Source organism: Actinomadura sp. KC216 (assembly GCF_004348535.1).
Taxonomy (GTDB): Bacteria; Actinomycetota; Actinomycetes; order Streptosporangiales; family Streptosporangiaceae; genus Spirillospora.
The window spans coordinates 24,335-42,553 of the sequence record NZ_SMJX01000001.1; the positions used below are offsets into that span (position 1 = coordinate 24,335).

The window sequence follows — 18,219 nt, forward strand, 5'->3', positions numbered from 1 at the left end:
GCGCGCCGTCCCGCACGGTCGGCGCGCCGCCTCGCCCGCCTCGCCCGGCGGGCGCGCCGCCTACCACGGCCGGCCGGCCGGTTCGCGCCGGAGCAGGACGCGCGGATCGCCGTTGTCGTACATCCCGATGAGCCCGCCGCCCGTGGACGTGGTGTCGTGCGCGGCGTAGCCGAGCAGCTCCGCGATCTCGGCGGGCAGGTCCGCGGCCACGTCGGGCGGGGCGACCAGCGTGCCGTTCTCCCGCTGGCGCAGCCATCCGACGCAGTAGCTCACCGCGCACCCGCGCCGGTACCGGTCCCTGGTGCGGTTGCCCCCGCCGCAGTGGATGACGTCGTCGCGGAAGAGCAGCACGTCGCCCTCGTCCATGATCGCCGGGCGGAGCATGGCCCTGGTGGCCCGGCGGCCGAGCGGCCAGCGATGGCTGCCCGGCACGACGCGCGTCGCCCCGTTCTCGGTGGTGAAGGGCGTGAGCGCCAGCATCGCGGTCACGCCCACCGGGTGCTCCTGGTGCAGCAGCTCGGGCCACCAGCCGTCGGTGTCGCGGTGCAGGACCTGCGGGGTCTCCCGCGGGCCGATCTGGATGATGTCGGCGCTGTTGAGCAGGATCCGCCGGCACAGCGGCGCGAGCATCCTGTTCCCCCAGGCGAGGATCTGCTCGTGGGCGATCAGGTCGCGGGCGCTGGGGAACTTGGTGGCGAGCCCCAGCAGCCGCACCGTGCGGAACCCGAGGAAGGTGTCGTACGCCGGTGTCCCGCTGTGGGGGAGGCCGGAGTCCAGGTCCTGCGCCAGCCAGGCGTCCACCTCCTCGTTGAGGCGGTCGCGCAGGCCACGCTCGACCAGCCCGCCGACGACGGCCGCTCCCCACTCCAGCACCGCCGCGTCGATGGCCGCCCAGTCGTACGGCGGCCCGAAACGCGGCACCTCGTCAGGAACGAGCCGCTCGTCAGGAGCGAGCCGCCCGTCGAGAACGGGCGGTTCGCCGGGGGCGGGTGGCTCGTCGGGCGTGGAAGGGGAAGGCATCGGGTGCTCCTCTCGGGCGGCGGTCAATGGCCCATGGAGGCGCCGCCGTCCACCGGGATCACGGCTCCGGTGAGGAACGCCGCCTCATCGCCGGCCAGGAACCGCACCACGGAGGCGATCTCGGCGGGCGCCGCGGGCCGTCCGAGCGGTGTGTGCTCGATGAACTTGGCGAGCACGCTCTCCGGCAGGCCGGCCGTCATGTCCGTCTGGACGTAGCCGGGCGCGACGACGTTGACGGTGATGTCGCGCGCGCCGACCTCGCGGACCAGCGACCTCGCGAACCCGATCAGGCCCGCCTTGGCCGCCGCGTAGTTGGTCTGGCCCGCCTCGCCGAGCATGCCCACCGAGGAGGAGATCAGGATGATGCGCCCGCGCCGCGCGCGCAGGATCCCGCGCATCGCGCGGCGGACCACGCGGTAGACGCCGATCAGGTTGGTGTCGATGACCGAGATGAACTCCTCGTCGGTCATCAGCGGGAGCAGGCTGTCGCGGGTGATGCCGGCGTTGGCGACGAGCACCTCCACGCGCCCCTGCCGCTCCTCGACGGTCTTGAAGGCCGCGTCGACCTGGGCCCCGTCGGTCACGTCGCACTGGACGCCCAGCAGGCCCGCCGGCGGTTCCCCGGTCCGGTAGGTGACGGCGACGGCGTCGCCGTGCCGGGCCAGGTCCTCCGCGATGGCCCTCCCGATGCCGCGGTTGCCGCCGGTGACCAGGCACGAGCGCGCCGCCGGGGCGGTGGACGCGCTCATGACCAGTCCAGGGCCGGCAGCCCGCCGGACAGGAACAGGTCCCGGCAGGAGCCGCGCCGCACCTTGCCGCTGCTGGTCCGCGGTATCGCCCCGGGCCGGGTGAGGACGACCGTGCCGGTCGCCAGGCCGTGGTGCGCGGCCACGCGCTCCCGGACGGCCCGCTCGATCGACTCGACGGTGAGGGCCCCGGCTCTCGCCTTGGCCGGATGCACCTCCGCGACGACCACCAGGGACTCGTCGTCGCCCGAGTCGACGGCGAAGGCCGCGGCCCGGCCGAGCGCGGTCGCGGCCGGCGATTCCATGATCGTGGCCTCGATGTCGTCGGGGTAGTGGTTGCGGCCGTCCACGATGATCAGGTCCTTGCGGCGGCCGGTGATGAACAGCTCCCCGTCGCGCTGGAAACCGAGGTCTCCGGTGCGGAGCCAGGGGCCGGTCCCGTCGGCCAGGCGCGCGCCGAAGACCTCGGCGTCGCGGTCGGGCCGGGCCCAGTAGCCGTCGGCGACGTTGGGGCCCCGCACCCAGACCTCGCCGACCCGGCCGGGAGGCAGCGCCTGGTGGCCGTCCGGGTCGACGATCCGCAGCTCGACGTCCGGCAGCGGCGTCCCGCAGCTGGTCAGCGGCAGGCAGTCGGCGGCGGACGGGTCGGCGGTCAGCGCGTGCCCGCGGCCGAGCGCGGCCCGGTCGAAGTGGCCGATGATCCTGCCCTTGACGGGCGTCGAGGACGTGACGCCCAGGGTGGCCTCGGCGAGGCCGTAGCCCGCGGCCTGGGTGTGCTCGGGGAGCCCGCACCCGGCGAAGGCCGCCTCGAACTCCGCCATGCTCGCGGGACGCACCTGCTCGCCGCCGCTGAGCAGGTCCTTGAGCGAGCTCAGGTCGAGCCCCTCCCTGCGGTCCCCGGTGACCCGGCGCACGCACAGGTCGAGGGCGAAGTTCGGCGCGGCCGTGTAGGTCCCCCGGTACCGGGTGATGACGTCGAGCCAGCGGCGCGGATCCTGGACGAACGCCCAGGCGGTGAGGTGCACGGCGTGGGCGCCGACGCTGGCCGGCATCAGCAGCCCGACGACGAGGCCCAGGTCGTGGAAGAACGGCAGCCAGGAGACCACGACGCCGTGCCCGGAGAACTCGCCGCGGCTGCGGGTCTGCCAGCACGCCGTGACGATGTTCCGGTGCGTGACGCGCACACCGGCCGGGCGGCTGGTGGAGCCGGAGGTGTACTGCAGATAGGCGACCTGGTCGAGAGCGACCTCGGGCGCGCGCCACTGCTCGGCCACGCCCGCGGGGATCTCGTCGACGGGGATCACCTGCTGCACGGTGTGGTCGGGGAACTCGTCCAGGAACGCGTCGACCGTCCCCCTGCCCGCGACCGTGCTGAGGACGTACCGCGGGCCGCAGTCGGCGAGCACGGAGCGGAGGCGGTCGCCCTGGCGCCCGTCCGGCGGGAACAGCGGCACGGCCAGGACACCGGCGTAGAGGCAACCGAAGAACGCGACGACGTACGAGGCGTCCTGGGGAAGCAGGAGCGCGACCCGGTCACCGGGGACGGTCAGCGCCTGCAGCTCGGCGGCGACCGCCCGCGCCCGCAGGTCCAGCTCGCCGAAGGTCAGCGCGGCCGCCTCCGACCGGCGGCCGCCGGCGAACTCGACGAAGGTGAAGGCCGGCGCCGCCGGATCGTGCCGGGCGAGCCGGCGCAGCACGTCGACCATGGATTCGCTCAGGTCGACGTCGGACGCCTCCAGCGAAATCGTCATCGCCAATTCCACCTCGAATCCATAGCCAGGTCAGACATGCGCACGATCCTTCCAGTGCGATCACATATATGCCATCTATCCTTGTCTATACACCCATTGATATAGAGCCTTGGCGGCGGCCCTTCATTGGCTCGCAAGGGGTTGACACGACGCCGTGAACCTGGCGAATCTTGCTACGTTCAGGACACTTCCAAATGCGGGATCGAATCGCCATCGCCGAGCCCCGGCATATTTGCAATGGACGGATATCCAGGAAAGGCGGCTCCCGCCCGCGCGCCCGGCACAGGGGCCTGCGCGTCCGGCACAGGAGGACGACCACGATGCACAGGGGAACGACATGGACCCGATGACCGAGGCCCTGCTGGGCGACGCCCCGGCGGAAGTGCTGGAACGGACTCCCGTGCCGGACGAGTACACCGCCCTGCACCTGCGCGCCGAGGACGTCGGCATGTTCAGCGGCGTCACGGGCGACAAGGACGTGCGCGCGTCGCTGCGCGTCGGCCCGGTGCCCATGCCCGACCTCGCCCCGGACGAGGTGCTGGTCGCGGTGATGGCCAGCGCGGTCAACTACAACACCGTGTGGTCGGCGATGTTCGAGCCGGTGCCGACCTTCGAGTTCCTGAAGCGCCTCGGCCGCACCGGCGGCCACGCGGCCCGCCACGACCGGCCCTACCAGGTGGTGGGCTCGGACGCCGCGGGCGTCATCGTCCGCGTCGGGGACGGGGTCAGGCGCTGGCGGGTCGGCGACCGGGTGGTGGTCAGCCCCGTCCACGTCGACGACCAGGAGTCCGGCACGCACGACGACGGGATGCTCGGCGCCGAGATGCGCGCCTGGGGCTTCGAGACGAACTTCGGCGGCCTCGCGCGCTACGGCGTCGTGCGCGCGAGCCAGCTCATCCCCAAGCCCGCGCATCTGACGTGGGAGGAGGCCGCGTGCATCCCGCTGTGCGGGGGAACCGCCTACCGCATGCTGGTCAGCCAGAACGGCGCCCGCATGAAGCAGGGCGACACGGTGCTGATCTGGGGGGCCACCGGCGGGCTCGGCGCGTTCGCGGTCCAGATGGTGCGGAACGGGGGAGGGATCGCCGTCGGCGTGGTCGGCTCGTCCCGCAAGGCCGAGCGGCTGCGGGCGCTGGGCTGCGACGTGATCCTCGACCGCAACGACTTCGGCATCGGCGGCGACGACCCGGGCCCGGAGGAGACCATCCGGCTCGGCAAGGGCCTCGGGAGGGCCATCCGGGCCGAGACCGGGGGAGATCCGGACATCGTCTTCGACTACGTCGGCCGGGCGACATTCGGCCTGTCGGTCTTCCTCGCCGCGCGCGGCGGCACCGTGGTCACCTGCGGTTCGAGCACGGGCTATCAGCACCGGTACGACAACCGCTACCTGTGGATGAACCTCAAGCGGGTCATCGGCAGCCACGGGGCGAACCTGCGCGAGCAGTGGGAGTGTATGCGGCTGTTCGAGCGCGGCCGGCTGATGCCGACGCTGTCGCGGATCTACCCGCTGGACGAGGCCGCCGAAGCCGTCCGGCTCGTCCAGCGGAACGCCCATATCGGAAAGGTGGGCGTGCTGTGCATGGCCCCCGAATCCGGCCTGGGCGTCACCGACGAGCGGTTGCGCGACCGCATCGGCCCGGACCGGCTCAACCCCCTTCTCGAAACGCCCGTGCCGGTCGGCTGACCGCGTTAGGCAAATGCATCAAGGCGCGCATATAGCGCGGATATAGGAGGGCCCCCAATAGTGAGCGTGGAACAGATCGGTATCCGTGGAAGGAGCCGGTGGATGCATGCTCGCGACAGGAAACAACCGACCCGGTCACACGGTCGTCAGCTGATGGATGCGGGGAGGCCGGGACCGGGACCGGCCATCAGGGTCCTCATCGCCGATGGCGATCCGGCGGGCCGGCGGACGCTGCGGAGCCTCCTCGCGCCGGTGGCCGATGTCGAGGTCGTCGGCGAGGCGGCGGACGGCGTCGCGGCGGTCGACCTGGCGGGACGGACCGTGCCCGACGTCGTCCTCATGGACCTCGGCATGCCGCAGATGGGCGGGACGGCGGCCATCCGGCGGATCCTGACCGCCCCCACCATGCCGCAGGCGGTGATCGCGATGAGCGCGGACATCGATGACGACCAGCTCTTCGACGTGCTGCAGGCGGGCGTGTCCGGCTTCCTGCTGAAGGACGGCGATCCCGCGGTCCTGGCCGAGGCGATCAGGAGGACCCACCGCGGGCACGGCCTGCTGGACCCGCTGGTGACGCGGCGGGTCATCGAACGGCTCGCCGTGCTCTCGCCGCTGCCGCTGTCCCCCGAGCTCCGCAGCCTCACCGCTCGGGAGGACGACGTGCTGTCCCTCCTCGCGCAGGGGCACAGCAACCGCGCGATCGCGAGCATCCTGAAGATCGGCGAGGGGACCGTGAAGATCCACGTCAATCACGTGCTCGCCAAGCTGAACCTGCGCTCGCGGGTCCAGGCGGCCATCTACGCGATCGAGCACGGCGTCATCGTCCGGGGGCGGGGCATCGCGGCCGACCGCGGCGGTGACGGACGTTCCGGCCGCGCCGTCGCCGTCCCTGAATCCGCGGGCCTTTCCCGCGCGGTCGCGTCGTGACCGTCGCACCTCCGATGGTTCTTGGAGCGCAGCTCCGATAGAGCGTCGCCTCGCCGAGCAGTGCGGTCAGGTTCGTCCATGACCGCACTGCTTTCGCGTTCGCCCACCCCCTGCGGGGCCGGGCGCCCCTCCCGCGCGCCCCGGTGGCACGCGTCACGCATTTCTCTTTCCCGGATACGTTCCGTTATTCCGATCCGGATTCGGATCCGGCCGGTCCCGGCGTGTTTGGTTGATGGTTCACAGAACTGCTGAGAAGCGGTTAGCGAACGGTAAGCCAAGGTCGATGACAATGGATCCGGGCGGTCAAGGACGGGGCTATCGGGGCGGGGATGAAATCTGTGTTCGGTGCGCCACTCGGAGTGCGCGAAACGCTAATCATGAGTTTTTCTCGGGCTTTGGCCCGGTCGGCGTCATCGCCCGCTGGCAGTTGGAACGTTGCTGGTCAGCGCGTCGAAGTTCGGGGAGGACACGGCAAATGACCTCGTTTGACGAAACGGTGATGGGTCGAGTCGTCGGCCATGCGCTCCGGAACCCCGAGAGCCTGGCGGTGGTGTTCGCCTCCGGCCCGGACGACCCGCTTTCGGCCGAAGCCCTCTCGTACGCGGAACTCGATCGCGGCGCCCGGGCGATGGCCGCATACCTGCAAAGGCAGGTCGAACCGGGTGACCGCGTCCTTGTGCTGCACCGGCCGGGGATCGAATTCGTGAAGAGCTTCGCCGGCTGCCTGTACGCGGGTGCCGTGCCGATCGCCTGCCCCGTGCCGGAAGAATCCGGGCACCACCTGGCGCGGGCGACCGGCATCGCCCTGGACGCCTCGCCCCGGGTGGCGCTCACCGACCCGGCGCACTTGCCGATCGTCCACGCGTGGGCCGACCAGGACGGGCTCGGCCGGATCGGCTGCCTGTCGAGCGACGGGGCGGCGGACCTGGCGCCCGCCCAGTGGAAGCAGCCCCGGCTCGCGGCGGACGACACCGCGTTGCTGCAGTACACGTCCATGACGGGCGCCGATCACCGCGGTGTGGCGGTCTCGCACCGGAACCTGACCGGCAACGCGGCGCGGGCGGCGCGCCTTCTGGGCTGGGGGTCGGGGATGCGGTTAAGCGCCTGGTTCCCCCTGCATCACGCCACGGGCCTGATCGCCTTCCTTGAGGCGCTCGTCCTCGGTGCCACCACCGTGCAGATGGCGTCCGCCGACCCGGCCCGGCATCCGTCAGGCTGGCTGGACATCATCGACCGCTACGGCGTCGACGTCGCCATCGCGCCCGACACCGGCTACGAGCGGTGCGCCGGTCAGGTGAGCGACGACGAGCTGGCCCGGCTCGACCTGTCCCGGTGGCGGCAGGCGGTCGCCATCGGGCGGCCGGTGCGGGCGAAGACCATCGCCGACTTCGCCGAGCGCTTCACGAAGGCCGGGTTCCGCCCGGAGGCGTTCGCGGCCGCGTACAGCCGGGCCGAGGCCACCATGATCGTCACGGGTGGTCGCGCTGGCGGGGCGCCGCGCGTGCTGCCCGTCTGCGTGGAGAGCCTGCAGCGGGGACGTCTCGTCGAGGTGGACGAGGAGGCGGGCGGCCTGGAGCTGGTCGCCCACGGGCCGGCGGACGGGGACGACATCCGGATCGTCGACCCCGCCTCCGGAAGGGCGCAACCGGCGGGGGCCATCGGAGAGGTCTGGACGCGCGTCCCAGGAGTGACCAGGGGCCACTGGCGCTCGGACCCGGTGGAACGACCGCCCTTCCCGGCGACCGCACCCCAGGACGAGGGCGAGGCCGCGGCGCAGGGTGAGGGTCCGGTTCATGACGGCTTCCTGCGGACCGGGGATCTCGGCGCCGTCCACGCCGGTGAGCTCTACCTCGTCGGGAAGCGGGACGAGCGCCTGGTCATCGGCGGCCGCACGATCCATCCCGAGGCGATCGAGCAGCAGGTCCGGCGGCTGGGCGGCCTGCTCGCCCAGGAGGTCCACCGGGTGTTCACGATCCCCCTGGGCAAGGAGATCGCGGTGGTCCTGGAGCTGGACGGCGACACGACCGGCCAGGACGTCGTGCCCCGGTTGACGAGCGTCGTGCGGACGCGGCTCGGGGGATACTCCCGGTTGCCGGTCGCCGACGTGGTCATCGTGCCGTGCGGCACGCTCTGCGGCCGCACGGGATCGGGGCTGAGCCATGACCTGATCAGCCACCTGTTCGCGGCCGACGCGCTGGTGCCGCTGCTCGACGAGCTCGGCCGCAGGTCACGCGTCCGGCCGGTCCCGGGACTCCACCGGGTCGCCGCCGGACCCGTACCCGCGCCGGCGGCGCGGGTAGGGGGCCTGTGCTCAGCCGGTCTCCAGCGTCCGGTCGGCGGGCTGGAAGAGTCGGTTCAGCGACGCCCAGCGCTCCTCCGAGCTCTCGTCGCGAACCGCGAGGTCGAAGCCCACGGCGCGGATCAGATCGTGGAAGGCGTACCAGGCGTGGTTCGGTGACCGGCCCTCGTTGACGGCCTCCAGCAGCCGCGCGTCGACGAGCTGCTCCACGAGCTCCCGCGCCCGCGCGATCCTCGCGTCCAGCGCGAGCGCGACGGTCCAGACCCCGAAGCGGGGGACGTCCAGCAGCGCCAGGAGCCGGAACGCCCGGCGGGCCGGTTCGGAGAGCAGGCAGTAGCTGTCCTCGATGCGGCCCCGGACCTCCAGGTCGGCGAGGGCCAGCTCGGTCAGGCGGTTCCGGCAGTCGGCGAGCGCGTCCGCGAACGAGCTCAGGGACCAGTGCGGCTTGGCCGCGAGCCGGCCCCCGGCGATCCGCACCGCCAGCGGCAACCCGCCGCAGGACGCCACGATCCGCTCCGCGGCGGTGTGCTCGGCCGTCACCCGTCCCATCCCGACGATCTTCGCCAGCAGCCCGAGCGCCTCGGCGGCGGAGAACATGGGCAGATCGATCAGCCGGGCGCCCTCGATCGCGGTCAGCCGCCGCCGGGTGGTGACGATGGCGGCGCTTCCGGTCCCGGCCGGGAGCAACGGCCTGAGCTGCTTCTCGTCGGCGACGTCATCGAACACCACGAGCACCCTGCGCCCATGCGTCCTGCTGCGGAACAGCCGGACGCGGGCGTCGAGCCCGTAGGGGATCTCGCGGGCCGGGACCCCCAGCCACTGCACCATCGTGCCGAGCACTTCGGCGGGGTCGGCCGGGCGCGGCCGCGAGCCCCGCAGATCGATGAAGAACCGCCCTTCGGGATACTCCCCGAGCGCGCGGTGCGCGGCGTGCACGGCCGTCGCCGTCTTGCCCACACCGGCGGCGCCGGAGATGACGACGCGGGGCTTGGGCTCCGATCCGGTCCCGGACGCCAGCAGCGTTCCGATGGACGTGACCTCCTGCCGCCGCCCGGTGAAGTCGGCGGTGTCCGGTGGCAGGTGGGTGGGCAGGGCGTCGGCGGCCCGGACCTCCGCCACGGCGGGACGGGGCGCCGCCCGGCGCGCCGGAAGGGCCAGCGAGACGTCGGTGGCCAGGATCCTCCGGTGGAGCTTCTCCAGCTCCGGGCCCGGGTCGATGCCCAGCTCCGCGGCGAGGATGCCGCGATGCTCCTGGTAGGTGGCCAGCGCCTCCGCGAGGCGGCCGCACCGGTACAGCGCGAGCATGAGGTGCCCGCGGGTCCGCTCCCGCAGCGGGTGCGTGGCGACCAGCCCGATGAGCTCGGGTATCAGCTCGTCGTGCCGGCCGAGGTCCATGTCGGCGCCGATGCGGTCCTCCAGCGTGGCGAGCTTGGCCTCCTCCAGTTGGGGGCGCCAGGCGTCGCCGAGGAACTCGGTGACACCGGACAGCGCGGGGCCGCGCCAGAGGGCCAGCGCCTCCCGGAGGACCCCCGCGGCCTCCGCCGCCCTGCCGGCCGACAACGCGGTCTGCCCACGGGACGCCAGCCGCTCGAACTCGACGAGGTCCACCCGCGCGGAGCCCGTCGCCATCACGTATCCGGGGGACTGCCTGCGGATCTCGACCGCGGAACCGAGCGTCCCGCGCAGCCTGGACACGTAGGTCTGGATCTGCGCGTTGGACGTCGCCGGCGGCTCGTCGCCCCACAGCGTCTCCGTCAGCTTGGCGTCGGAGACGACATGCCCGCGGGCCAGCACGAGCATCGCCAGGACGGTCCGCACCTTGGTGGCGCTCAGCCCGATCCGGCCGGTCGGGGTCCATACCTCCACCGGCCCGAGAAGCCGGATGTCCATAGGCTCCACCAGTCACTGTTCAGGCCGTCCCACCATATCCGGGTCTGATCACGGGGGGCGGTGTGAGCCGCCCGGTCGCGGCTCACACCGAGCGTGGGTTCGGCTCCCGATCGTTCACCAAGGCTTCACCCGCTGCCCTTCAACGCTCACCTGAATGGTCATGAACATGAGCGGCCCCGGATCATGTCCATTTCCTATTCGAGGCGGACGAACGCAGCAGGCCGGCCTGGTTCCATCATCCATAATCGTCGTCGTGCGGTGTTCTGGCCTGGCGCTAGGGATTGTCCAACGGCGGACTATACTCCTGCTATACGAATTGGTCGCGTTCTGTTCGTGCCCGGTGGCGGCGAGTGTTCCGTGCCCGTTGAGCTGGGGCGATGCTTCTTAAGAATCACCGCGCCGAACGCCTGACGGCCGCCGAAGGCCCGGTATTGCCGCATAGGCAGGACGTCGGCGGCGGTGTACTCAATTCAGATGAGAATCCATGGTCCGACAGGGTTGCAAAGCGATCGACTTTCGGCTCTTATGATTCCTATGCGAACTGATCGGCTGCCGGCGCTCATGAAACGTGCGCGGCGGCACCGGGCACCCGGAGCGCAGGACGCGCTGATCGCAATCGCCGCACTGGTAACGGGATGTGTTCTGCTAAGGGTCGGCGCCTTTTACCAACATCCTGGGACGGCGGGCACGGTGTGGCTCGTCCCGCCGCTGGTTCTGGCCTGCGGGGCCCTGGCGCTACGCCGGATCAGGCCCCTCCTCGGGCTGGGGCTGGTGACGATCGCCGTCGCCGCCGACATGCTGGTCGGCCCGTCCCTTCTCCCCGTACTCGTCCTGACCGGCCTGCTTTACATTGCGACCCTGCACGGATCCGCGCGAGCCGAACGGGCTGAGCAAGCCGAACGCGCCGAGCGGGCGCGACGAGGGAGCGCGGCGGAATGCCGCGAGTCGGTTCTGCGGGAGAAGGCGCGGGTGGCGGGCGACATCCACGACATCGTCTGCAGCCACCTGAGCGCCATCGCCCTGCTGTCCACGGCCGCGATGATCACCGCGCCGCGCGACGACGAGAAGCATCGGGCGGCCCTGGCCGGGATCCGGCAGAGCAGCCTGGACGGCGTCGCCGAGGCCCGGCGCCTGATCGCGTCGCTACGCGCCGGTGCGCCCGGACCCCGGCCCGCGCCCGCGCCCGAGGTGCTGGACCTAGCGCGCTCGCTCGTCGAACGCATGGCGACCCTGGGGTCACCGGCGCGGCTGCGGACGGTGGGCACGCCCGTCCCGCTGGACGGGGACGTCGAGGCGGCCGCCTGCCGGATCGTCCAGGAATCGCTCACCAACGCGTTCAAGCACGCCGCCGGGGCCACCGTCGAGACCGTCCTCGCCTACCTGCCGGACCGGGTGGTGATCACCGTGGCGAACGACCTGACCCGGGCGAACCCGGACCTGGCGCTCACCAGCTCCGGGTTCGGCCTGTTCAGCATGGCCGAACGCGCCGCGCGAGTCGGCGGGACGTGCACCGCGCGCCGTGACGGGCCCGGGTGGCTGGTGCACGCCGTGCTGCCGCTGACCCCGGCCGGGCGGGCGCGTCCCGAGCTTTCCTTGTCTGGGGGTTCCCGACCATGACCATCCGCGTTCTCGTCGTCGACGACCACCTGTCCGTCCGGCTGGGGCTCGGCATGATCATCAATTCGGCCGACGACCTGGAGGTGGCCGGCGAGGCCGCCGGCGGCGAGCAGGCGCTGCGGCTTGCGCGGGTGCTCCGCCCGGACGTCGTCCTCATGGACATCCGCATGCCCGGCCTGGACGGCATCGCCACCACCCGGCGGATGTCCGTGCTGGGCGTGACCAACGTCCTGCTCACCACGGCCTTCGACGGCGACGAGTACCTGTTCGGGGCGCTGCGCGCGGGCGCGGCCGGATTCATCCTCAAGGACACCGACGCCGACTCGCTCATCGCGGCGGTGCGGTCCGTGGCCAACGGGGGCGGGGTGCTCTCGCCGAGCGTGACGCGGCGGCTGATCGCCGACTACGCCACCCGGATGTCGCCGCCCGAGGCACGCGAGCAGCAGGCGAAGGTGCTGGAACCGCTCACCGCGCGGGAGCAGGAGGTGCTGGTCTGCGTGGGCCGCGGCCTGTCCAACCGCCAGATCGCCACCAAGCTGGGGCTCGCCGAGAACACCGCCAAGACCCATGTCAGCCGCGTGCTGGCCAAGCTCGGGATGAACAGCAGGGTCCAGGCGGCCATCCTGGCGCAGGAACTCGACCTCGTCTGACCCCGCCCCTGGGGCACGTCTCAGGTGCGCTTTTTGAAGGCGCGCAGGGAGAGCGGGGCGAACACGAGGGTGATCCCCGCGCCCCAGGTGAGCGCGATGAACGCGTGGTCCAGGACCGGGCCGCCGACCAGCAGCCCGCGCATGGCCTCGCCGAGATGGCTGACCGGGTTGTTCTCCATGATCCAGGCGACCGGCCCGGGGACGCCCTGGGTGGTGGGGATGAGCGACGTGCTGAGCAGGCTCAACGGAAAGATCACCACGAAGCCGAAGATCTGCACCTTCTCCGCCTGCTTGACCTTCATGGCGATGTAGACCGGCGTCCACGAGAACAGCACGACGAAGGTGAGCAGCAGCACGAACGCCAGCAGCAGCGCCGGGACCGAGGTCCCGAGCTGGAAGCCGATCGCGAAGCCCACCGCAAGCAGGACCAGCATCGACCAGGCGTGCCTGGCGACGTCGGCGATGATCCGTCCGGTCAGGGGCGCGAAGCGGCTGATGGGCAGGCTGCGGAACCGGTCGAACACGCCCTGCTCGATGTCGGTGTTCAGCCCGAAACCGGTGGTCATGCCCGCGTACAGCGCGTTCTGGGCGATGATCCCGGGGATCACCACCGGCAGGTACGCCTCGACGCTGCCCGCCATCGCCGGGCCGAACACGTAGGTGAACAGCAGCACGAGCATGATCGGCTGGAGGCTGAGAGTGATCAGCTCCCCCGGGTTGTGCTTGATCTGCAGGAGGCTCCGCCAGGCCAGCGTCGCGGTGTTGCGCGCGGCCGTCCCCGGCGACACCCGCCGTGCCGGGCCGCGGGCCGCCGGGGACGCGATTCCCGTGGCGCTCACGCCGCCGCCCCTTCCCTGTCGGTGGACCCGTCCGGTTCGCCGACCGCGGCGTCGAGGTCGCCGGCGTCGGCCATGGTGTCGAGGTCGTCGGCTCCGGCTTCGGTTTCGGCGCCGCCGGTTTCGGCGTTGTCGGGACGGTGGCCGGTGAGGGAGAAGAAGACCTCGTCCAGGCCCGGCTTGCGCATGGACAGCTCGGTCAGGACGATGTGCGCGTCGTCGAGGCGGCGGACCATCGTGGGCATGATCGCCGGATCGGTGATCGCCACGGCGACCAGCCCGTCCCCCCGCACCTCGGGCGCGGTACCGGCCAGGTCCGCCGCGAGCCGGACCGCGGTGGCGGTGTCGGCGTCATGGTGGACGCGCATCTCCAGCACGTGCCCGCCGACCTCGGCCTTGAGCTCGTCGGGCGTGCCGTGCGCGATGAGCCGCCCGCGGTCCAGCACGATGATGTCGTCGGCCAGCCGGTCGGCCTCCTCCAGATACTGGGTGGTCAGCAGCACCGTGACGCCGCCTGCGGTCAGGCCGCGGACGATGTCCCACAGGTCGGTGCGGCTGCGCGGGTCGAGACCGGTGGTGGGCTCGTCCAGGAAAAGGACCTGCGGGCGGCCGACCAGGCTGGCGGCCAGGTCCAGGCGGCGGCGCATACCGCCCGAGTAGGTCCTGGCGGGACGCTCGGCGGCCTCGGTGAGACCGAACCTGGACAGCAGCTCCGCCGCGCGCGCTCTGGAGTCGCGGCGCGAGAAGCCCAGCAGCCGCCCGATCATGATCAGGTTCTCGGTGCCGGTGAGCAGCTCGTCGACCCCCGCGTACTGCCCGGTCAGGCCGATGAGCCGCCGCACCTGGTGCGCCGCGCGGACCACGTCGTGGCCGCCGACCCTGGCCGTGCCCTCGGTCGGCTGGACGAGGGTGGCGAGGACGCGGGTGGCGGTGGTCTTCCCGGCCCCGTTGGGGCCGAGCACGCCGAGGACCGTCCCCGCCTCGGCGGTGAACGACACGCCCGCCAGCGCCGCGGTGTCCCCGAAGCGCTTCACCAGGCCCTCGGCCTCGATCGCGTAGCCCACGTCCGTGGTCACTTCTCGACGAGCTTGCGGTTGTCGCCCATCTGCGTCGTCGCCGCCCCGGGCATCGCTCCGGCGAACGCGGGGCACTGGGCGGCGGCGGGCGGCAGGGTCGCCGGATCCACCCCGGCCACCACCTCGTCCCGGCCGGGCCCGATCCGGTCGGCCACCGGGCGGAGCTCGTCCAGCGAGAACCCGTAGAGGTCGGCGGCGTTCCCGGCGAGCATGGCCGCCGTCTCGTCGGCGGGCACGCCCGCGAAGGCGAACCGGATGGCCTCCCGGGAGTAGGGGAAGCTCGCCTCGACGTGCGGGTAGTCGCTGCCCCACATGATGTTGCCGACGCCGACGAGTTCCCTCTTCGCGGTCTCGGCCGGGTGCAGGAAGCTCGCGCCCACGTAGCACTGGCGCTTCCAGTAGTCGCTCGGCCGCATGGTCAGCTGATCGATCGCGTGCGACCCGTGATAGGTCACCCCGTCACCGGCCAGCCCGGAGGAGGTGCGCGCCGACTCGAAGAACCTGTCCATGGACTTGAGCAGGGCCGGGATCCAGTGGACCCCCACCTCGGTGAACACGACCCTCAGCCGCGGATACTTTTCGAGGACGCCGCCGAGGACGAGCTGGCGCAGCGTCCGCTGGTCCCACCACTTCATGTCCATCAGGAAGAACATGTCGTCCTCGGGACGGTCGCCCGTCCTCGGGCCCGAGCCGCCGCTGTGGCAGTTGACGGGGATCCCCAGCTCGATGCACGTCTCCCACAGGGGCCCGTAGTAGTCGTGGTAGTAGAGCGGCGGCAGGCCCGATCCCGGCGGCGCGCCCGGAAGCAGCACCCCGCCGCGCGCCCCGGCGTCGACCGCCGCGCGGATGTCGGCGATCGCCGCGTCGATGTCGTGCAGCACGACCTGGATCACCGCGGCGCGGCGTCCCTTCGCCATGCCGCAGAAATCCGCAGCCCAGCGGTTGTGCGCCTGCAGCCCCGCGCGACGGCGGCGCAGCTCCGCCGCGTCCCGCACGGCGATCTGGCCGCTGGCCAGGGAGGAGAGGGAGAAGAACGGCGGCACGGTGTTGGGGTAGATGACCTCCGCGACGATCCCGTCGCGTTCGAGATCGCGCAGGCGGCGGTCGGAATCCCAGTTGCGGGGGCCGTCCTCGCCCTTCATGTCCTCGTACGGGATCTCGTAGGTCGCCGCCCAGCGATCGAACTCCTCCAGATAGGACGACTCCAGATAATCCCGGTATCCGGTGAGCGGTGCACCGCCGTGGCAGTCCGCCGAGATCACGATATGACGGTCCGATGCGACCATTGAAGAATCCCTTCCGACTAAGACAGTGGGGCGGCGGAGCCGTGGCCGCCGCCGCCCCACTGGACGTGCTCACATCAGACGCGAGCGTAAGAGAACGAGAGGGTGTACTCGCTCTCCTCCGACTCCTGCTCCTTCACCTCAGGAGCCTCGACCAGCTCGTCCGGCGTCTCGGCCATGGTCCAAGACTGGTCGCGGATAACCAGGTTGCGCATTTGACATTCACCTCCTCTCGCCATATCGGAACGGATGGGACATCAATGACGGCCGTCAGTGCGACGGGCCGAAATGGTGGGTCGCCTCCGCGACGACGAAGTCCATGTGGGCGCCGGTGATGCCCTCGCCGAACCCGATGTGCACCGGCCCCGCGCCTTCGTTGAGCTGCGAGTTGAACGACCAGTCCACGTGCGGCAGGACATGCTGGTTGGTGCCGAGGCCGAGCTCCAGGGCGTGCAGGCCGTACGCCGGGTTGGTCACCTCGCGGAGCGCCTCGGTGAAGTCCTCGCCGCCGGCGCGCACGTCGGAGAGCACCCCGCCCTTGAGCCGCAGCACGATCGGCGCGCGCCCGTTGAGCTCGCGCCGCAGGTCGTCGGCGGCCCGGATCCGGGCGTCGCCGGCCTCGTCGAACCGCGGGTCCCGGGCGACCAGGACGCTGGAGACCACGGCGGTGCCGTCGATCGTGAAGGGACGCGGGCGGTCCGGCGACGGCCGGGCGGTGATGGCGAGCTCGCAGTAGCTCCCCACGCTGATCCACTGCCCGGGCGCGATGGTGAGCGACGCCCAGGCGTCGATCGAGATGTCGTCGGCGAGGGTGCAGACGAAATGCGTTCCGGGCTCCCCGTCCGAGCAGGGGCGCTTCGAGGTGAAGGTGAGCGGGTCGGTGTGCTTGCCGAGCTCGTCGATCCAGCCGCGGGACCGCTCGCAGGCCGCCGCGTAGTCCGTCAGCAGCGTGAGGCGCAGCGTGTAGAGGGCCGCCTCCATCCCGCCGTCGAAGCTGGAGATGGGGACGAACAGGACCCTGAACCCGCGGAACCTCTTGCGGAGCTCCCGGCTCAGCAGCGCGTGCCGGAGGAAGAGCACCACGTTGGCCCCGGCCGGGAGTTCATCGACATCGGCCATCGGGGTGCTCGCGAGCCCGTACCGGGAGGCCGCGTCGAGGAGCGTCTCATCGTCGCTCACCGCATGGATTTCTCCGTCCGGAAAGACGGCCCGGAGATTTTCGGTCGAGACCCCCACAGAGCCGGCCTGCCGGCCGCTGGACACAGAATGATCCGTCATTCGCCCGTCTCGCAATCCGATTCAAGGTCAGATACGCAAGGGCAATAATGCGCACCGCCCTGAAGGGTGTCAAGACCAATCAAGTCATCGGATTCCAGCGCCGTATAGATATTTAGATCGAGAAGAGGGTCGTCCATCAAAATGCATAGTCCGGGTGCATCGCCCCTGGTAGGCCGGGGGTTTCCCGGCGGCGCGCTCATCCGGAATCAGTACGTGGATTACTGCGAAATAAGTAGCGTCAGGTCACCGGTAGTCAGTCCTGCCCGCAGCGCTGATCAAGCCAGAAGAACCATCAAGGAATGGGGCGCCTTCGGGACGCGGAGAGGCCAAAGGGGCAGCCCTGCACGCACCGGCGCGGCCGTGCCCCTGCCCGGCGGGTACGGCTGGGCAACCGCGCGAACACCCCTCGCGGGCCGGAGCTCCGAGGACGGCGGGGGCTCAGGTCAACGGCTCAGTCCTGCGCCGGGCCCTTCTCATCGGCAGGGCCCGTCTCATCGGCCGGGTTCTTCTCATCGGCCGGATCCGTCTCGTCCGCCGGGTCCTTCTTGGCCTCGCGGGGCGAGAACCACGCCCAGATGGGCCAGATGATCCAGACCGACAGCATGGTCGTCATGGACCTGATCCACGGCCAGAGTGCCTTCGTGCGGTCGGAATCGTCGATCGACACGATGATCGCGAGCAGCAGCCCGCACGTGATGAGCCAGGTCAGGCACGCCTTGCCGAACTGGCGCCACTCGTAACGTATGTGAGCCTCGCCCGTGGGGCGCTCGCGGGGCGGGGGAGGGCCGTCGGCCCAGCGATGAGCGAACCGGGCGTCGGCCCACCGGACCATGCCGGGGCCGAACACCACGGAGAACCCGATGTAGACGGCCGCGAGCCCGTGCTCGGACCCGGCCGACGCCCCCGCGCGCAGATCGAGGTACGAGGCGACGAGCAGGAAGAGGTCGAGGAGCGGAACGCCCGCGAGCAGCACCGCGCCGAGCCGCCGCCGGCCGAGCAGGTAGCGCGCGGCCAGCCCGGCACCGAGAACGACCCAGAAGCCGATCTCGCAGGCCACGATGAAGCCGATAATCATGCTTCTCCGCCTACCTTCCCTTTTTCTGGCGTTCCGTCATGCTGGTATGTCGCAGATAGGACGTCAAGCTCTTCAACGGCACGCGGA

Annotated in this window: 14 protein-coding genes and 1 pseudogene; 5 read left to right on the top strand and 10 right to left on the bottom strand. The window is 71.3% G+C overall.

Translation table 11 applies throughout. From position 1 onward, the window contains the following. Window positions 1–60 precede the first annotated feature (60 nt). From E1264_RS00075 to E1264_RS00085, 3 genes are read right to left on the bottom strand one after another with little or no spacing between them, the layout of a single operon-like run. Window positions 61–1,020 carry a phytanoyl-CoA dioxygenase family protein gene (locus E1264_RS00075; RefSeq protein ID WP_132168210.1) on the bottom strand — a complete coding sequence of 320 codons (960 nt, stop codon included), beginning with the start codon at window positions 1,018–1,020 and terminating at the stop codon, window positions 61–63. Between the two features lie 23 nt (window positions 1,021–1,043). Next, window positions 1,044–1,769, bottom strand: coding sequence for a 3-oxoacyl-ACP reductase FabG (gene fabG, locus E1264_RS00080; protein ID WP_132168212.1), 726 nt, complete (start codon window positions 1,767–1,769; stop codon window positions 1,044–1,046). Continuing rightward, window positions 1,766–3,517 (bottom strand): fatty acyl-AMP ligase, encoded by a 1,752-nt coding sequence (locus E1264_RS00085; RefSeq protein WP_132168214.1) that lies wholly within the window; start codon window positions 3,515–3,517, stop codon window positions 1,766–1,768. Before E1264_RS00085 ends, fabG begins: the two co-directional genes overlap by 4 nt. 337 nt (window positions 3,518–3,854) lie before the next feature. On the opposite strand from E1264_RS00085, the gene ccrA reads away from it, so the two are divergent. From ccrA to E1264_RS45000, 3 genes are all read left to right on the top strand, one after another. Beyond that, window positions 3,855–5,201 carry a crotonyl-CoA carboxylase/reductase gene (gene ccrA / locus E1264_RS00090; protein ID WP_132168216.1) on the top strand — a complete coding sequence of 449 codons (1,347 nt, stop codon included), beginning with the start codon at window positions 3,855–3,857 and terminating at the stop codon, window positions 5,199–5,201. Window positions 5,202–5,354: 153 nt separating this feature from the next. Further along, window positions 5,355–6,128 (top strand): response regulator transcription factor, encoded by a 774-nt coding sequence (locus tag E1264_RS00095; protein WP_132168218.1) that lies wholly within the window; start codon window positions 5,355–5,357, stop codon window positions 6,126–6,128. Between the two features lie 475 nt (window positions 6,129–6,603). After that, entirely contained in the window at window positions 6,604–8,586 is a 1,983-nt protein-coding gene (locus E1264_RS45000) for an AMP-binding protein (protein WP_279489315.1), read from the top strand. Window positions 8,587–8,877: 291 nt separating this feature from the next. On the opposite strand, the pseudogene E1264_RS00105 reads toward E1264_RS45000, so the two are convergent. Beyond that, window positions 8,878–10,317 (bottom strand): annotated as a pseudogene (locus tag E1264_RS00105) (BTAD domain-containing putative transcriptional regulator); the annotation flags it as partial. Between the two features lie 690 nt (window positions 10,318–11,007). Here E1264_RS00105 and E1264_RS00110 point away from each other — a divergent pair. Further along, window positions 11,008–11,934 (top strand): histidine kinase, encoded by a 927-nt coding sequence (locus tag E1264_RS00110; protein WP_165963886.1) that lies wholly within the window; start codon window positions 11,008–11,010, stop codon window positions 11,932–11,934. Continuing rightward, window positions 11,931–12,584: a response regulator transcription factor gene (locus E1264_RS00115; protein WP_132168226.1), complete on the top strand. Its 654-nt coding sequence runs from the start codon at window positions 11,931–11,933 to the stop codon at window positions 12,582–12,584. Before E1264_RS00110 ends, E1264_RS00115 begins: the two co-directional genes overlap by 4 nt. 20 nt (window positions 12,585–12,604) lie before the next feature. Here the strand turns inward: E1264_RS00115 and E1264_RS00120 are convergent, their stop codons facing one another. The 6 genes from E1264_RS00120 to E1264_RS00140 form a co-directional block, all read right to left on the bottom strand. Beyond that, on the bottom strand, window positions 12,605–13,423 hold the full coding sequence (locus tag E1264_RS00120) for an ABC transporter permease (protein ID WP_132168228.1): 819 nt from the start codon (window positions 13,421–13,423) through the stop codon (window positions 12,605–12,607). Continuing rightward, window positions 13,420–14,484: an ATP-binding cassette domain-containing protein gene (locus E1264_RS00125; RefSeq protein WP_132168313.1), complete on the bottom strand. Its 1,065-nt coding sequence runs from the start codon at window positions 14,482–14,484 to the stop codon at window positions 13,420–13,422. Before E1264_RS00125 ends, E1264_RS00120 begins: the two co-directional genes overlap by 4 nt. 8 nt (window positions 14,485–14,492) lie before the next feature. Beyond that, window positions 14,493–15,758 carry an amidohydrolase family protein gene (locus tag E1264_RS00130; RefSeq protein ID WP_207935626.1) on the bottom strand — a complete coding sequence of 422 codons (1,266 nt, stop codon included), beginning with the start codon at window positions 15,756–15,758 and terminating at the stop codon, window positions 14,493–14,495. A gap of 98 nt (window positions 15,759–15,856) precedes the next feature. Continuing rightward, entirely contained in the window at window positions 15,857–15,994 is a 138-nt protein-coding gene (locus tag E1264_RS42885) for a hypothetical protein (protein ID WP_165963887.1), read from the bottom strand. Between the two features lie 55 nt (window positions 15,995–16,049). Then, complete coding sequence (locus E1264_RS00135; RefSeq protein WP_132168232.1) at window positions 16,050–16,958, bottom strand: hypothetical protein; 909 nt, start codon at window positions 16,956–16,958, stop codon at window positions 16,050–16,052. A 550-nt stretch (window positions 16,959–17,508) separates the two neighbouring features. Further along, window positions 17,509–18,132, bottom strand: coding sequence for a hypothetical protein (locus E1264_RS00140; protein WP_207935627.1), 624 nt, complete (start codon window positions 18,130–18,132; stop codon window positions 17,509–17,511). Window positions 18,133–18,219 lie beyond the last annotated feature (87 nt).

Bases quoted from the DNA above. Each gene is read 5' to 3' on its own strand.
- E1264_RS00075 (WP_132168210.1), bottom strand. From the start codon at position 1,020: ATGCCTTCCCCTTCCACGCCCGACGAGCCACCCGCCCCCGGCGAACCG.
- fabG (WP_132168212.1), bottom strand. From the start codon at position 1,769: ATGAGCGCGTCCACCGCCCCGGCGGCGCGCTCGTGCCTGGTCACCGGC.
- E1264_RS00085 (WP_132168214.1), bottom strand. From the start codon at position 3,517: ATGACGATTTCGCTGGAGGCGTCCGACGTCGACCTGAGCGAATCCATG.
- ccrA (WP_132168216.1), top strand. From the start codon at position 3,855: ATGGACCCGATGACCGAGGCCCTGCTGGGCGACGCCCCGGCGGAAGTG.
- E1264_RS00095 (WP_132168218.1), top strand. From the start codon at position 5,355: ATGGATGCGGGGAGGCCGGGACCGGGACCGGCCATCAGGGTCCTCATC.
- E1264_RS45000 (WP_279489315.1), top strand. From the start codon at position 6,604: ATGACCTCGTTTGACGAAACGGTGATGGGTCGAGTCGTCGGCCATGCG.
- E1264_RS00115 (WP_132168226.1), top strand. From the start codon at position 11,931: ATGACCATCCGCGTTCTCGTCGTCGACGACCACCTGTCCGTCCGGCTG.
- E1264_RS42885 (WP_165963887.1), bottom strand. From the start codon at position 15,994: ATGCGCAACCTGGTTATCCGCGACCAGTCTTGGACCATGGCCGAGACG.
- E1264_RS00140 (WP_207935627.1), bottom strand. From the start codon at position 18,132: ATGATTATCGGCTTCATCGTGGCCTGCGAGATCGGCTTCTGGGTCGTT.